Origin of the sequence: Candidatus Methanomassiliicoccus intestinalis Issoire-Mx1 (assembly GCF_000404225.1) — an archaeon.
GTDB lineage: Archaea > Thermoplasmatota > Thermoplasmata > Methanomassiliicoccales > Methanomassiliicoccaceae > Methanomassiliicoccus_A > Methanomassiliicoccus_A intestinalis.
In genome coordinates, this window is the sequence record NC_021353.1 from 546,132 (window position 1) to 561,266 (window position 15,135).

At 39.4% G+C, this 15,135-nt stretch carries 15 protein-coding genes and 1 tRNA gene; 9 read left to right on the top strand and 7 right to left on the bottom strand.

Going from position 1 to position 15,135, the window contains the following annotated elements; all coding sequences use genetic code 11:
- The first annotated feature begins 5 nt into the window (after window positions 1-5).
- Genes H729_RS02680 through H729_RS02690 form a run of 4 tightly spaced genes read left to right on the top strand, consistent with a single transcriptional unit; the run spans window position 6 to window position 1,918 of the window.
- Window positions 6-185 carry a 30S ribosomal protein S27e gene (locus H729_RS02680; protein ID WP_020448461.1) on the top strand — a complete coding sequence of 60 codons (180 nt, stop codon included), beginning with the start codon at window positions 6-8 and terminating at the stop codon, window positions 183-185.
- 2 nt (window positions 186-187) lie between these two features.
- On the top strand, window positions 188-973 hold the full coding sequence (locus H729_RS02685) for a translation initiation factor IF-2 subunit alpha (RefSeq protein WP_020448462.1): 786 nt from the start codon (window positions 188-190) through the stop codon (window positions 971-973).
- Between the two features lie 14 nt (window positions 974-987).
- Window positions 988-1,164 carry an RNA-protein complex protein Nop10 gene (locus tag H729_RS09635; protein WP_081633094.1) on the top strand — a complete coding sequence of 59 codons (177 nt, stop codon included), beginning with the start codon at window positions 988-990 and terminating at the stop codon, window positions 1,162-1,164.
- The gene (locus tag H729_RS02690) at window positions 1,151-1,918 is read left to right on the top strand and encodes a proteasome assembly chaperone family protein (RefSeq protein WP_020448464.1); all 768 of its coding nucleotides are present in this window, start codon (window positions 1,151-1,153) and stop codon (window positions 1,916-1,918) included. The genes H729_RS09635 and H729_RS02690 overlap by 14 nt, the downstream gene beginning before the upstream one ends.
- Window positions 1,919-1,970: 52 nt before the next feature.
- Here H729_RS02690 and H729_RS02695 read toward each other — a convergent pair whose 3' ends face one another.
- The 4 genes from H729_RS02695 to H729_RS02710 are packed head-to-tail and all read right to left on the bottom strand — an operon-like array spanning window position 1,971 to window position 6,006.
- Complete coding sequence (locus tag H729_RS02695) at window positions 1,971-2,720, bottom strand: class I SAM-dependent methyltransferase (protein ID WP_172618649.1); 750 nt, start codon at window positions 2,718-2,720, stop codon at window positions 1,971-1,973.
- A gap of 25 nt (window positions 2,721-2,745) precedes the next feature.
- The gene (locus tag H729_RS02700; protein WP_020448466.1) at window positions 2,746-3,561 is read right to left on the bottom strand and encodes an ABC transporter ATP-binding protein; all 816 of its coding nucleotides are present in this window, start codon (window positions 3,559-3,561) and stop codon (window positions 2,746-2,748) included.
- The gene (locus tag H729_RS02705) at window positions 3,558-4,673 is read right to left on the bottom strand and encodes a FecCD family ABC transporter permease (RefSeq protein ID WP_020448467.1); all 1,116 of its coding nucleotides are present in this window, start codon (window positions 4,671-4,673) and stop codon (window positions 3,558-3,560) included. Before H729_RS02705 ends, H729_RS02700 begins: the two co-directional genes overlap by 4 nt.
- 49 nt (window positions 4,674-4,722) lie before the next feature.
- Window positions 4,723-6,006, bottom strand: coding sequence for an ABC transporter substrate-binding protein (locus H729_RS02710; RefSeq protein ID WP_020448468.1), 1,284 nt, complete (start codon window positions 6,004-6,006; stop codon window positions 4,723-4,725).
- Window positions 6,007-6,217: 211 nt separating this feature from the next.
- Between H729_RS02710 and H729_RS02715 the strand changes: the two genes are divergently transcribed.
- Together H729_RS02715 and cls are read left to right on the top strand one after the other, a co-directional pair.
- Window positions 6,218-6,331: transfer RNA gene (locus tag H729_RS02715), tRNA-Tyr, on the top strand.
- A gap of 46 nt (window positions 6,332-6,377) precedes the next feature.
- Window positions 6,378-7,817, top strand: coding sequence for a cardiolipin synthase (gene cls, locus H729_RS02720; protein WP_020448469.1), 1,440 nt, complete (start codon window positions 6,378-6,380; stop codon window positions 7,815-7,817).
- 8 nt (window positions 7,818-7,825) lie between these two features.
- Here cls and H729_RS02725 read toward each other — a convergent pair whose 3' ends face one another.
- Window positions 7,826-8,701, bottom strand: coding sequence for a PHP-associated domain-containing protein (locus H729_RS02725; protein ID WP_020448470.1), 876 nt, complete (start codon window positions 8,699-8,701; stop codon window positions 7,826-7,828).
- Window positions 8,702-8,891: 190 nt separating this feature from the next.
- On the opposite strand from H729_RS02725, the gene H729_RS02730 reads away from it, so the two are divergent.
- On the top strand, window positions 8,892-9,470 hold the full coding sequence (locus H729_RS02730; protein WP_147554371.1) for a hypothetical protein: 579 nt from the start codon (window positions 8,892-8,894) through the stop codon (window positions 9,468-9,470).
- 57 nt (window positions 9,471-9,527) lie between these two features.
- Here H729_RS02730 and H729_RS02735 read toward each other — a convergent pair whose 3' ends face one another.
- Complete coding sequence (locus H729_RS02735) at window positions 9,528-9,974, bottom strand: MarR family winged helix-turn-helix transcriptional regulator (RefSeq protein WP_020448472.1); 447 nt, start codon at window positions 9,972-9,974, stop codon at window positions 9,528-9,530.
- Window positions 9,975-10,066: 92 nt separating this feature from the next.
- Complete coding sequence (locus H729_RS02740; RefSeq protein ID WP_020448473.1) at window positions 10,067-11,629, bottom strand: MDR family MFS transporter; 1,563 nt, start codon at window positions 11,627-11,629, stop codon at window positions 10,067-10,069.
- Window positions 11,630-11,860: 231 nt separating this feature from the next.
- On the opposite strand from H729_RS02740, the gene H729_RS02745 reads away from it, so the two are divergent.
- Both H729_RS02745 and H729_RS09395 read left to right on the top strand, forming a co-directional pair.
- Window positions 11,861-13,210 (top strand): phenylacetate--CoA ligase family protein, encoded by a 1,350-nt coding sequence (locus H729_RS02745; protein WP_020448474.1) that lies wholly within the window; start codon window positions 11,861-11,863, stop codon window positions 13,208-13,210.
- 27 nt (window positions 13,211-13,237) lie between these two features.
- Complete coding sequence (locus tag H729_RS09395) at window positions 13,238-15,118, top strand: ATP-binding SpoIIE family protein phosphatase (protein WP_020448475.1); 1,881 nt, start codon at window positions 13,238-13,240, stop codon at window positions 15,116-15,118.
- Window positions 15,119-15,135: the final 17 nt, after the last annotated feature.

A 15,135-nucleotide genomic window follows, 5' to 3' on the forward strand; every position in this document is an offset into this window, starting at 1 on the left:
ATGATATGGCTGATACACATACCGGAAAATTCATTAAAGTTAGATGTGCAGACTGCAGCAATGAACAGATTGTCTTTAAGAATCCTGCTATGAATGTAAGCTGCAACGTTTGCGGTTCTACCCTTGTAAAATCAAAGGGTGGCGCTGGTGAATTGCGCGGAGAATTAATAGAGGTAGTTGATTAAGAATGGCTGCTCGCACTAGCGAATTCCCTGAAGAAAGCGAATTAGTCGTTTGCACAGTTCAAAGTGTCAAAAACTTTGGTGCTTTCGTATCGCTCGATGAGTATGACAACAAAGAGGGCTTCATTCACATCAGGGATGTCGCTACTGGCTGGGTAAAATATATACGTGATTATGTCCGCGAAGGACAGAAAATAGTATGTAAAGTTCTTGGAGTAGACTCCTCGAAAGGCCATATTGATCTCTCTCTTAAATCTGTAAATGAACATCAGAAAAGAGAGAAAATTCAGCAATGGAAAAATGAAAATAAGGCAGACAAGCTTCTGGAGATTGTTGCCGAGCGTCTAGGTAAAACTAAAGACTTCTGTTATGAAACGTTCGGTTATGATTTGATTGAAGTGTTCGGGACATTGTATGGCTCCTTTGAGCAGATTGCAGTGCATCCAGAATCCCTACCTGAAGAAGGATTCGAAGGGGATTGGACGGATGCATTTATAGAAGTTGCTAAAGAAAATGTAACTCCTTCTCTTGTTCAGATCAGCGGTACTTTGGAATTGGTTTGCCCGTTGCCTAATGGTGTGGATTACATCAAAGACGCTCTTATGGCAGGCATTGCAGCCTCTACGGAGCAGGTTAAGATTCAATACGTAGGCGCACCTAGATATCGTGTTGTTGTGGAAGCAGTCGATTATAAAACCGCAGAAGAAGATATGAAACTTGTAACCGCAACTGTTGTGGACACGCTTAACTCTTCTGGAGGAAAAGCTGCATTCCATCGTGATGCTAAGTAATTTTTTGGTGGAACATGAAGACGCAATTGAGGAAATGTCAGGATTGTTCTGAATATACGCTTTATGATATATGCCCTCGATGCGGGAAGAAAACAGATGTTCCAATACCTCCTAGATACTCACCAGAAGATAGATATGGTGAGTACCGCAGACGACTGAGAAAAGAGTGTGGTGTTTATGGAAAAAATTAAATCAGTTATCCACGAAGAACCGACTCTCACTGATCCAATCCTCGTTGAAGGATTACCCGGTGTGGGCAATGTAGGAAAATTGGCTGCGGAGCATTTATTAGATCAGCTTAAAGCTGTAAAATTAGCTGATATTTATTCTGTTCATTTTCCTCCACAAGTAGTTCTTGATGATGATGGTGTTGCAAAGTTAGTAAACAATGAAGTTTACTATTCAAAATCAGAAGACGGCAGCCGTCCCGACTTGTTAATTGTTGTGGGTGATTTTCAGGGGCTTACGCCAGAAGGGCAGTATGACATATCCGATTACCTTCTACAAATGGCAATGAAATACAACGTTAAGCGGATATACACTCTTGGAGGATACGGTGTTGGTAAAATCCTAGATGACCCCAGAGTTCTTGGAGCGGCTACATCTTTAGAGCTAGTCGAAGAGATGAAAGAGAAAGGGGTAATATTCTCTAAAGGGGAACCAGGTTCTGGAATAGTCGGTGCAAGCGGATTGCTTCTTGGGCTGGGTAAAATTTACGGCATGGATGCAGTCTGTCTAATGGGAGAAACATCTGGTTACTTCGTAGATCCAAAAGGAGCCGAAGCAGTTCTCAGAATCTTATCATCATTATTGAATGTTGAAATTGATTTTACAGATCTTGAAAGTAAGGCAGAGCAAATTGATGCTATTGCCTCTAAACTTAAAGAAATGGAAACACCCCAGCTTGATGAAGCACCTCCAGAGGATCTTCGTTACATCGGGTAAACACTTCGTAATGTGGCCACCCACATTACTTTCTTATTCTGAATTATTCAATTTACTCTGCAGGTTTCCAGTAGATTAGTTTCATTTCATTTATATGATCAAAGTGCACGATTCCATTCATTGTGCATGGTTCAAGTATCTTTTTGACAATCTCTTCTACATCGCGCTGTCCATATGCTTTAAATGCAGATTTTTCTCGAGTTATAATATCTGTTAGTGGAATATCTTGGGTTATGCGAGTGCTCAATATTTCCATTTTGAATTCACGTCCATTTTCTTTGAGCCAATCCTGAACGCCAGTGCTTTTTCTAATATCATACGAGTAGTCTCGTCCAAGTTCTTTCCAGATTTTTTCATTTAAATCGTCTCCGTGATTTGCATACCAGGATACTATGATGCAGCTCCTGCGAGCCGATTTTTCCATTCTCATCAGTGATTCTTCTGAACCAGAACCTGGACACAATGTTGCGATGCAGGCGTCATAACCTTTTTTTGGAACATATCCATTCCAATCCTCTAAGAATCTCTCAATATTGGTGTATCCGCTATTCTTTATGGACCTACCTAAGATGTCCAGCATTTTTTCAGACGAATCCATGCATGTTAAAATTCTAACTCTTGGTGCCAGTTTTAATGAATATGTACCTGGACCAGATCCTATTTCCAAAACAGAGTAATCTGGTTTTAATATTTCTGTTTCAAACAAACGTTCGATTATTCTTTCAGGTAAATCTCCTTGTTGGAACGATGAGTAATTACCTGCATATTCATTCCAGAATTCTATTATTTGCTGAGGGGACATATTCTCCCCTTGAAATGGTGCCAATTTAGTCATTGTAACCGCCTATCCCAGCTGAAACAAGTCCTTCATACTGAGGTTGATCCTTCTTCGGAACAACCAGGGGTTGACCATTGTAATCCAATACATCAACCTCTATGCCATATACAGTTTGTATGATGTCTGGATTAATCACCTCTTTACCGCCGTATGCAATCAGCTCCCCATCTTTGATAAACAGAAACTTATCAGAGTAGTATGTTGCTAGATTGATATCATGCATTGTCATTATCGTGCAAAGGCCGTGTTCTCTGACTACATGATTGATCATTCTCATTGTAATGTGCTGATTAGCAATATCTAAATTATTTGAAGGTTCATCCAAAATCAATAACTTAGGTTCCTGAGTGATGGCTCTGCCTATCTGTACTTTCTGAAATTCTCCTCCGCTGATCTCATCTACATATTTCAGCGAAAGATCGCTTAGTCCTAATGACTCGATGATGCTCCATGCAATTTCAACATCTTTCTGTGTTGTAGTCCAATCAATATGAGGCCGTCTTCCAATAAGTATCGAGTCAAATACTGTAATCCTTGAGGTATATGTCTTCTGCGGAACATATGCTACTCTTTTAGCCAGTTCTCTTGAAGAAAGGCTCAAGATGTCAGTTCCGTCTATTGTTATTTTTCCAGATGATGGTCTATGGATATTGCAGATGCATTTCAACAGGGTTGTTTTACCAGTACCATTTGGTCCTAGTATTGAGATGATATTATTGTGATCTGCATCAAAACTCACATCTTTGAGAATCTCTCTTTCATCATCATATGTAAATCTTACTGACTTCACTTCAAGCAGACTCATTTAGAACCCCCTCTTGAAGATATTAGTTTGCGAATGTCGAGTTTCTTTTTTCTATATCCTCTTATCAAAAGATATAGGAATAAAGGCCCTCCTAAAAATGATGTTATTATTCCGACAGGCAGCGTAAAGTCCATCAAATTCTGCCCTATGCAATCCGAAACCAGGAGGATAAGTGCCCCCATGAACATTGAGCCCAGCAAAAGATACCGGTGATCATTTCCAATGAGCCTCCTTACTATGTGCGGGCCTAGCAGTCCGATAAATGCAACTATGCCCATGAATGATACAATTATTGCAGTTAATAATGCTGCAGCAAACAGCGACACAAGCCTGAGTCTATTTACATTTACTCCCAATGATAAAGCAACATCATCTCCAACATCGAGCGCATTGTAGTCTAACCTGTTGTATAAGAAATAGATTATAATTACTAATGTGATTATAAATATTAATGCCAGTTCATCCCAAGTGGCTTTACCCATTGATCCAAATTGCCAGAAAACAATTGTGGATAAAGCATACTCGTTATACATATATTGAAGGAAACTTATTCCTGCTGAGAATATGGAGCTTAAGGCAACTCCTGCGAGAACCATCGTCTCAGGGCTTACCTTAGTAACTTTGACTAAAAGAATTATGACCCCTGTTGCGATCATTGACCAGATGAATGCGCTTATTGCAACAGTGTATGGATTATTAATTGTAATTGTAGCCATACTCTGGCCGGTAATGATCCCTCCACCTAGGAGAACTATCCCTATCGATGCTCCAAACGCAGCCGCATTGGACACTCCTAATGTATACGGTGAGCCAAGTGGGTTCTTAAGAACGCACTGCATAACTGTTCCAGATATGCCTAGCGCAAAACCCGCTAAGATGGCTGATATGACTCTTGGTATGCTTAAGTCCCAGACGAGAATACTGTCCAGATCGTCGTTAGATGGATCACCTTTATTGAATAAAATATTTAAAAGATCTGAAAATGAATCTAAATCTGAATTTATTTTAAGGACTACCAGTGATAATATCACAATTAATGCTGCTAAAACTAGCAATACCAGAAATTTCTTCCTATTGTGCTCTTTAAACTTCTCAATTCCTGATTTTTCCATGATATTACCTGTTGGGCAATCCCCTCCGAAGAGGGGATTGAATTGCGTTTTAATAGCTCATCTTTCCGCTAGAATCTATTGATATCTCTCCAAATATCGGGTTCTTTTTTGCTACCAGGTACATGGAATTCATATCTTCAAAGATACTGGTTCCATTTTCTGGAAGATCAACCGTATAGGATTTGAATTCTGAGATATTGCGGTTTGATTCATGAGTTCCAAAGAATAGATCATACACATGTTTGATCTTTTCATTCATCTGAGACTCTGTAATTACAGAATCACCGTAAGCATACCTGAGTATTTGATATGCATCGATGAACACACTCTCATAATTAATTCCTGTCCAGATGTATGGTGCAATGAGGTATGCATCATGACCTTCAAACATCTTTATAATTCCTTGAGATGTATTATCTGTATTGGAAGAATATCCAGATGCATCTACAAAAAGAATAGTATCTTCTTTAATTCCATTTTTGATTGTTGCAGCAGAATATTCTTTGACTCCAGATCCTTCATAATTTACAGAGCCGCCAATGATATTGGTCACGTTTGCAAGTTCAAAAGGCAGATAGTATGAAAGAGATGAATTAATGCCATGTGCCCCATTGTATGATACTGATCCAATGTAGGCGCTTTTCTTTTCTGTTACTTTTCCAGAGAAGCTCTTAAGATCATTCACAATCTCTTTAAACGCTTCTTTTAACTCTTTTCCTCTTTTTTCTTGTCCAAGCGCCTTAGAGAGCACATCTATCTGTTTTTCCAGATCATCTGTAATCATAAATGTTTTTGAATCAAGAAATGTATAGATCTCTCCAATTGCAATTGTATTGATTCCAGAGCTCTCAATAGCTGCCATTTCATTACGGTATTCTGTATAGAATTTAGCAGGAACTACAACGATCGATGGTTTAAGTTCGATTATTGTTTTTACATCTTCAGTAGTTATAGCACAGTTGGAATGTGTAAAATATTTTCTTGCAGCATCAGCATCGCTCAGCTTTGCCGAATCGCCACCATCAATATCAACCTGTGCGCGGCCAACATACATAAATGTTTTTCCAAGGTAGTTAGTCATATCATTTTGATCAACCATAACACATTTGTCAGCTAATCCAAAGTATGTCATCCACCTGAAGCTGTCTTGGCCTACAGCAACTATGCCTCCATCTAAATTGCTCACAGGTACTATTTCCTGCCCGGCAAAATCAATGTTTACAGTATTGGTTTCATCATCGTCAGATGCTGAAGTAAAGAAATATACTCCAACTCCTGCAACTATTATAACTGCAACAATGATGATTGCCACAATGCTCTTTTGTACTTGCATAGCCACCAGACAACACATCCAGGTAGATAATACCTATCTCAAAATCATAATAAATTCAGGTAGATATGAGCCAGATATGGACAGTCATGGATGTTTTTAGACATAATTTCTACCCACCCACATCTGTTTAAAAATTGCATATCATAGCAATCAAAACATCTTGGTCCAATGGAAATGAATTTATATCAATTCACAGATGGGGGAACCAACTCCCGACTTAGCTCAGTCTGGCTAGAGCGGCTGACTGTAGTGGGTTCCCGGTACTTCCGGTTCCTCAGCCGCTGATATCAGCAGGTCCCCGGTTCAAATCCGGGAGTCGGGACCATTTTTCATAACAATCTTAATTAGTTTAGTCATAATGTCCCCGTTTAATGACAATCGGCGTACTCTTGGCTCTGATTGTTTTCTTCACGGATATTCTTCTCATTCTTGTGTTGATTACCCTAGAAGGAAACCGAAAATCAGCGTTAATATGGATCGCAGTGCTAGCATTCATGCCGCTTGCTGGATTCATATTGTATCTGCTGTTCGGTCAGACTTTCTATCGTAAAAAATGGTTTGAAGTTAAAGGAATGCCTGAAGATGAGATCAGAGAGCTCAACGACAAAGTTATCTCTCTTATCGATGAAGGAAAAAAGTATGTCGAAGATCCCCTCGATAAAGAGTACCTCGACGTGGCAGCTGCGATGATGCGTGCAAATGCTAGTTATTACATTGATGATAATGATATCACAATATATCTGGATGGCAATGATAAGTTCAAGGATTTATTTGAGGATCTAAGGAACGCAAAGTCATTCATTCATCTTGAGTATTATATTGTGAGGGATGACGTTCTCGTCAATGAGATGATGGACTTACTGATCAAAAAGCTGAATGAAGGCGTTGAAGTGAGATTAATGATCGACGCAATTGGCATGAACAGCGGTCCGAAGACAAGGATAAAAGAATTTAAAAAAGCCGGCGGGGAGTTCTCTTTGTTCCACAGTATGCCGACTGTTTTATTCAGCCCCAGGAAGAACAACAGAAACCATCGTAAGATCGCAGTCATAGATGGAAAAGTCGGCTATGTTGGAGGCTACAATATAGGAGACGAGTACCTTGGCAAAGGTCCATTTGGTTTCTGGAGAGATACCGGTACACGCGTGGTTGGTAATTCCGTTGCTGTAATGAATATGAGATTTTTCATGGACTGGAAATATGCTACTGGCAAGAATATCGATGTCAGTGCTAAATACTTCCCACCTTGTGGAAACTGCGGTTCTGACAAGATGCAGCTAGTTTCTGGAGGGCCAGATACAAAAAATAATCCAATCCAGAAAGAGTATCTTAAACTGGTAATGCTGGCTAAGGAAACGATCTATATACATACTCCATATCTTGTTCCCGATCAGACATTGAAAGACACCCTTGAACTGGCGGCACTCTCTGGTGTAGATGTCAGGATAATTATTCCAGATAGGGTAGATCATGCCTTTGTATATTGGAGCAGTCTTTACAATGCTCATCTCATGATGAGAAACAATGTGAAAGTCTACCAATATCACAGAGGTTTCGTTCATTCTAAAACCTTTGTTGTAGACGGTAAATTTTGTTCAATTGGATCTGCAAATCTTGATGAGAGAAGTCTCAAGCTAAACTTTGAGACCAATGCAATGATCTATTCTGAAAGAATCGGAGAACAGATGAAACAAGCATTCTTGGACGATCTTCAGTATTGCACATTATATACTGAAGAGCAATATCAGTCCAGAACTCTAAAAGAAAAATTCAAGACCTGCATTTCAACAATGATGGAAAGTCTTCAATGATTCTCCATCTAATTTTCTTTTTTAAAACTGTCAATGTAGTGTTTTACCCTTACCATATTTTGTTTATAATGAATTTCCAGCGATGAAGGTATATGCTGGAAATAATAAGGCGACATGGAGGCACCCGCTGCTATTTTCATTTTGGTATTCTTTTCAGTTCCAATGACTTCATTTTTTCCTTTTTTGATATTATCTAAGAACTCATCAATACCATCTGCTTTGGAAGTGGTTACAACATTTCCGACTTCACACAGCATGTGTCCGTCGGTTCCACCAGTGCAGCCGATATGGTATTTTCGTGAATACTGCAGAGCTTCTAAATTAGATTTATGATTCATGCCGCTGCAGATGACTTCATATGCATCAATTCTGCGTGCCGTGTCTTCTGTCAGATATGATCTATTTATGCATTTTTGCATTCCTTTGTTAAACATAAAATAACCCATTGGATGAGCAGCAGAGATTACGCAATTTTCTTTTTCCAAGGAGTCTAAAATTTCCAGAGTGTTCATCCGAATTGCTAGGCAGGGATTGCTCTGAATTCTACGTTTGATATTACTCTCCCAGTACGAATACAAATCGTTAGCTTCGTAAAAATATACGAGGATATGCGGGCCATCCCACGCGCTTATCTCTATTCCTGGAATCACGAATGTTGAACATTTGCTGTGAAAAGCTTCCTTGACTCCGCCGATTAGATTGTGATCTGTTATGGCTAGACCTACCTTTCTTTCACCAGCTAGCTTTAAAGCTTCTTTAACGTCTGTCCTGGAGTCCGAATGCCGAGTATGAAAATGCATATCTGCAGACATCATTCCCATATCATTCAACAAATCCCAGTCGGGGATTTCAAATCTGACCTCAGGTTCATTTACAATCTGCAAACTTCTTCGCTCCTTGATAGGTTGTTCAATCAATTCTTTCTAAATATTAACGCTTTTCTTCAGGTTTTTTCACTCTGCTGTAAAATTTCATTTTAAAGAGCATTTGTATAACATATAATCGAACTTCTCATAACTTACTCTCGGAATACCTAAGATTATAATCTATATCGGACATACGAGGAATATGGATATGACCGACATCTCGAATGTGGTTAATGATTATATTCTGGAAATTGTCCTTATTTTAGGGGGACTTCTAGCAGTCATAATTGCAATTCAGTATGTTAGGAAAAAAGAATCCTTTTCATACAAGGCTTTGACCGCATTGGGGTTTATATTTGGAATATTAATGGTTATTGTTGCATTGGTTGATTATAAGGATTGGATTCTGAGTACGGCATTGATTGTTGCCATTGCAGGATTTGCATTAATTATAAGACCAATACGAAATGTCCATATCTCTCCATTATTCGCGCTTTTGGTAATGGCTATTGTGTATATTTCTCTTGGAACACTTACTACCGTAGGCAGTATAGACGTGTCATTTCTGGCTGAAGGGTGGCCAAGGATAATCTTAGCGTTCGTCATCGGTGCCATTTTCTACATGCTGTTCAACTTTGCTGAATCCATCATCAAAATGTTTGGTAAGGTTCTGAACTGGTGGCCTTTACTTTTCGTATTGGGCTTAGTGTGTATTGCAGAAGGGATATGTGTCTACCTTGGATATGGCTCTGTGTATGATCTGATCCTGCCATATCTGCAGAATTAAACTTTTTAAAAGACAGTTTTGGCTAACATCCAAGACTGTCTGCACTTATTTTTAAACTCATTTACCTTTAATGGAATCCTGAGTCTTTTTCATAATTTTTATTAATGTACTGAGCTCCTCCGCAGACAGATCTGAAAATAGAACATCAATTGATGATTCAAACTCATTTTTTGATTTTATAACAAGCTCTCTTCCTTGCTCTGTTAAATGCACGTTATATTTTTTGCTGTTCTTGTTTTTGCGGTCATCAGCCACGATACCTCTTTCCCTGAGTTCCGATATCATCCGCGTAGTGTTGGATTTATCTGTACCGGTTTGTTCGGTCAGCTCTTTCATGGTTGCATTTCCTTTTTGAAATAGGGTAACGAGGTATGGTAAATAGCATGCTTTTAGATTGTACTGCTTAAGCGTCTCTGCAGATTTTTGTGTAATGTACTTAGATACTGTATGTACATAGGATGGAAGAAACATCTTCCACTCAGGCACCATCTTTTCATCTGGCAAGATTTTCACCTTTTCATTTATCTGTTATTTTGATGGTAGATCAGGACTCCCGCCCTGATCTATTTTTAAACTAGGAACCACTAAATGGTTTATCATTCCTCTTTTTCAATGACCTGATCCAGGTTCTTTTCCGTTTTAACACTCACAATCGGCCTAGTCTTCAAGAATGATGCTATTACTGCTACGAACAGGATCAATATTGCTGCTACAAGGAATGTGAGTGCGATCGCATCTCCATAGTCGCTCACGATTGTCTGTACATAGCCTGGACCGAATTCTGACATGATCTCTCCAAGATGATTCAAAATTGAAGTGGTCATTGGGAATCCTGCATCTGAGAGGCCAGGAATCGCATTCAGTTTTTGGATGAATGCAGTTGAGATTATTGTAGCAAATAATCCAGTGGCCATCGTACCTCCAATATTCCTGAACAAGTTAATTGTGGATGTAACCATTCCCATCTCTTTTTCTGATGAGTTATTCTGCACCAAGATCATAATCACAGACATTACACAGCCAAATCCGAATCCGCAGATGAACAGCGAGAGCAGAAGAAACCACAGATCACTGCCGTTATGCAGAAAGCTCATCATAAGCAGTCCAATGAATGAAAATATGGGTCCAGATATGAGCCATGGCTTGTACCCTGTGCGATTAAGCAGAGCACCGCTGGAGATTGAAGTAATCATCATGCCGGCTACAAGTGCCAAGGTAACATAACCGGATTCAGTGGGGGTGTAACCCATGATCATCTGCAGGAATATCGTGATGAATGTAAGAACGCCCATCATTGTCATTCCAAAGATGAAGACCATCACACCGCTGCTGACGATCAGTTTGTTTTTGAATATGTGCGGGTTCATCACTGGATCTTTTACCTTATGCTCTATCTTTACAAATGCATGCAGCAATGCTACTGCAATTATGACCATTATCAATGTTTCAACACTTATCCATGCGAAATCATTCCCTGCCCACGTGAATAGAAGCAGAATATCAGCTATGAATATACTTAGAACTCCCATTCCGGTGTAATCTATGTATGGTTTTTCCTGAACGTTGATCGAAGGGAATTTCGCAGCTGTGAGTGCAATCATTACCAAGCCGATCGGGACATTAATAAAGAAACACCAGTGCCAGCCGATGCTGTCTGTTATAATACCTCCCAGCAGCGGTCCTATTGCAGAGCCCACTGCAAAAATCGCTCCCAGCATGCCCTGAACCTTTCCTCTTTTTTCTGGAGGGTATAAGTCTGCTACAGTTGCAGTAGCTACAGGAATTAATGTTCCTCCGCCGAAACCTTGCAGTGCCCGGAATGCAATAAGTTCGACCATATTTGTGGATAATCCAGCTAACACCGAACCGGCTAAGAAGAGCCCTATTCCCACTAATAAAAGAGGCTTCCTTCCATAAATATCTGACAACTTTCCAGATATTGGAATAAGGACAGTCTCACAGAGCATGTATGCAGTAATAGCCCATGAGTATAGATCCATCCCATTAAGATCCTGAGCAATCGTCTTCAATGCAGTTGATACAATTGTACCATCCAAACAGGCAACAATCATACCCAAAGCCAGACCTAGCATGATCATATTTCGGGTTTTAGAATCAATATTTGAGCTGTTGACAGATGTTCTTACATTTTGAGTCATTCAACATCTCCAAAGATATGTTGAGATCTCAACAAATCATTGTATTTAAAGATGTTGAGGCATCAACAAATCTTGATAGATGCTGAGAGGTTATTCTGAAACTTATTATGAATGAATTAGTGTTAATCGCAGCAATACACATTCTAAGTGCTGTCTCCCGCACGTAGCAAATATAAAGTAAACACACGCTCATTCCTCATGTAATTTTAATAAACAGTTTATGTGATTAACATGGAAAAAATCTCAATGGAAACAGCCGTCAAGCTGTGTAAAGATGGGGAAAAACTCTTACAAATCGAGAAAAAAGATGTAGTCCATGAGCGGCTGAAGATGCTGGTCTCATATTCTAAAAAACATTCTCCTTATTTTAGAAAACATTATTCTGAAATCGATGAAGATAACTTCACGCTCGAGGATCTACCGCCGGTTTCAAAACCTGAATTGATGAAGTGTTATGATGATTGGGTTACTGATCCAAACGTCACCTATGACGGAGTTTTTGAGTATGTCGACAGCCCCATCGAATCACGCGGGCCATATCTTGGGAAATATGCTGCGATTACGACTTCTGGAACTTCGGGAATTCCAATGCCAATGGTAAGAGATTCCTGCCACAATATAATTCACGGCGCTCTTATGCAGACCAGGCTCTTTAGAGGTCTGGATGAACACCTGTCTGATCCAAAATATAACAAACTCGCAGCTATAATATTTACAGATCAAAAAGTGTCGTCTTACTCTTCATTTTTGAAGATAAAGGCTGCAAATCCTGAATACAGCGACAATATGCTTGCCATTTCGATGCAGGATGGAACCGAACGCATCATACAGAAGCTTAATGATTTCCAGCCGGATTTTCTAACTGCATACCCTTCTACTATCGGACCATTAATTAATGCTGCAGAGGAGGGAAAATTGGACATTCATCCAAAAGCAATTGGTTTTTCTGCAGAGGTTTTGTCTCCAGAAATCTACCGCCGGGTAAAAGAAGTTTTCAACTGTGCTGTTTTAAATAACTACTGCAGCACTGAAGGTGGAGAAGCTGCAATGACATGCGATCATGGCAGGCTGCACATCAATGATGACTGGGTGATAATCGAGCCAATTGATAAGGATGGAAATCCAGTCAAAGATGGCGAATGGTCTGAAGGTATATACATAACAGATCTCACTAATTATGTGCAGCCGATAATTCGTTATTACATGAGTGATAGGGTGAAGATTACTCGGGAATGCGAATGCGGATCGAATTTTCCAATTATGGAAATAAATGGAAGGGTCATAGAGGAGATCACAATTGGCGGTAAAACGCTGTCAGGCATTGTTATTACGCATGCACTTCAGGAAGTGAAGGATATCTACACATATCAGGTGGCTCACGTTTCAGACAAATGCTTCGAGCTGAGAGCAGAGTTTGCTGATGGTGCAGATAAAGAGAAAATTTTGAATGATTTCAGCAAAGAACTTAATGGATACCTTCTCAACAACGGCTTCGATGAGGTTGTCGTCAGACTCAGTGAAGAACCACCCAAACGCAGTGAACGGGGCGGTAAAACTAAGGAATTTGTAAGGGAATTCTAAATCATATTAAACTGATGCGTGATATATATGGATACTAACCTGGCCTCTGCTGCATTAGAAGCTTTTTCAATACTGCTGTTTGGCATCTTTTCATTGCTGATAGTCGATATAACTCTGAAAAGAAAATATTCGATTAAAAAATCACTTATCCTATCCGCAGTATTGTTTATTATTCCGTATATATTACTAATCTTTCTGAGGCTGTATGCCCACCAGTTTTCAATAGATCAAGAAATCGATTTTTTTGGACGCCAGATTGATCTATCAGGCATATCCAACATGCTGATAGAACTCTCAGCGATAATGATTTCTACATTTTTCGTATATATTGCGGTCCTGAAATGTTATGAGGGCAAGACTTCTGCAAAAGTTTTCGCGGCATCTTTTGCAGTGCTTATTTCGATGATTGCATCTACATTCTTCAGCGACTATGCAATGCTAGCATATAACAATCTAACCGCTGAGGGAACTATTTTAGTGGAGAAATCGGTATATGTCATCCTACAGACGGTCCTTCTGATAATTACATTAATTGTATATGACTTATTTATTAAAAATAAAGTTAAAAAACTGATTTCAGACACGAATGGGGAAATGAACCGTTTTGTAGTAGTGCCGATAATCAGTTATGTCATATTCATCATAGCTTACTGTTCTTGGTATGTCGAGGACTATACTGTTAGAGAATCGATGAATCTTCAGTACTTTTTTACATCCATCACTCTGCCCATTCTGTATGCATTAATGTTTCGGGTTATATTTACTGAGATTTCAGCTACCGCAGAATCAATGAAAACTGAGACTGAGCTCAACGCTGCAAAATTAATTCAGACTTCCATCCTTCCGCAGTCGCGGTTCAACGGAACAAAGGGTATAAGCCTTTCAGCCGCCATGATTCCTGCAAAAGAAGTCGGTGGAGATTTCTACGATTTCTTTGAACTTGGAAATGGAAAGATCGCTGTACTTATAGCCGACGTGTCTGGAAAGGGTATACCGGCGGCTTTGTTCATGATGCATGCGCATTCGATCATTAAAAATAATATAATTCTGACAAATTCGCCCGCGGAAGCCATGACCAAATCAAACATTCAGCTGTTGGAAAATAATGACAGCTGCATGTTTGTGACTGTATTCATAGGCATATTGGATTTAAACTCTGGAACATTTACATATTCCAATGCCGGCCATAATCCGCCGCTTATAAAGAACAAATCTTTAGAATATCTGAATGTTAAAAAACAGCCCGTGCTGGGAGTTGTTCCCACGACCTATGATGATTTGGAAGTAACACTCTCCGATGATGCGGTTATTTTTCTCTATACTGATGGTGTTACTGAAGCAATGGATGATGCTGGAGAAGAATATGGTACTGAAAGACTGCTGAATCTGTTAAAGAGCCCTGGTGTGATGAATATGAAGGACTTGGTAGATTTGGTAAATTCTGATGTAAATGCATACTCCAAACAGCCCCATGATGATGTTACTATGGTAGCTCTAGAGTATACAGGGTCCTCTACAAAACTTTCAGTTTCTGCTGAAAAAAAATCACTTGAGATTATCCAGAAACTAATCTCCCCTTCTTTGAAAACAGATGATGCAAAATTAAAATCATCAATAATGATGGTTATTGAAGAAATCTTCGTAAACATTATCAGTTATGCTTACCCAGATTCCAAAGGAACTGTATGCGTAACATTTGATGTCGGTGATGAACTTAGAATGAAATTTGAAGACAGCGGTATTCCATTTGATCCATTGAAATCCAAGGATCCAGATCCTTCCCTGACCCTGTATGAAAGGTCTGAAGGCGGATATGGGATATACTTGGTCAAGAAGTTCATGGATACTGTATCTTATTCATATGAAAACGGCAAGAATGTATTGACAATAACGAAAAAGTTACAGTAAGCCTAATATTGTTTCAA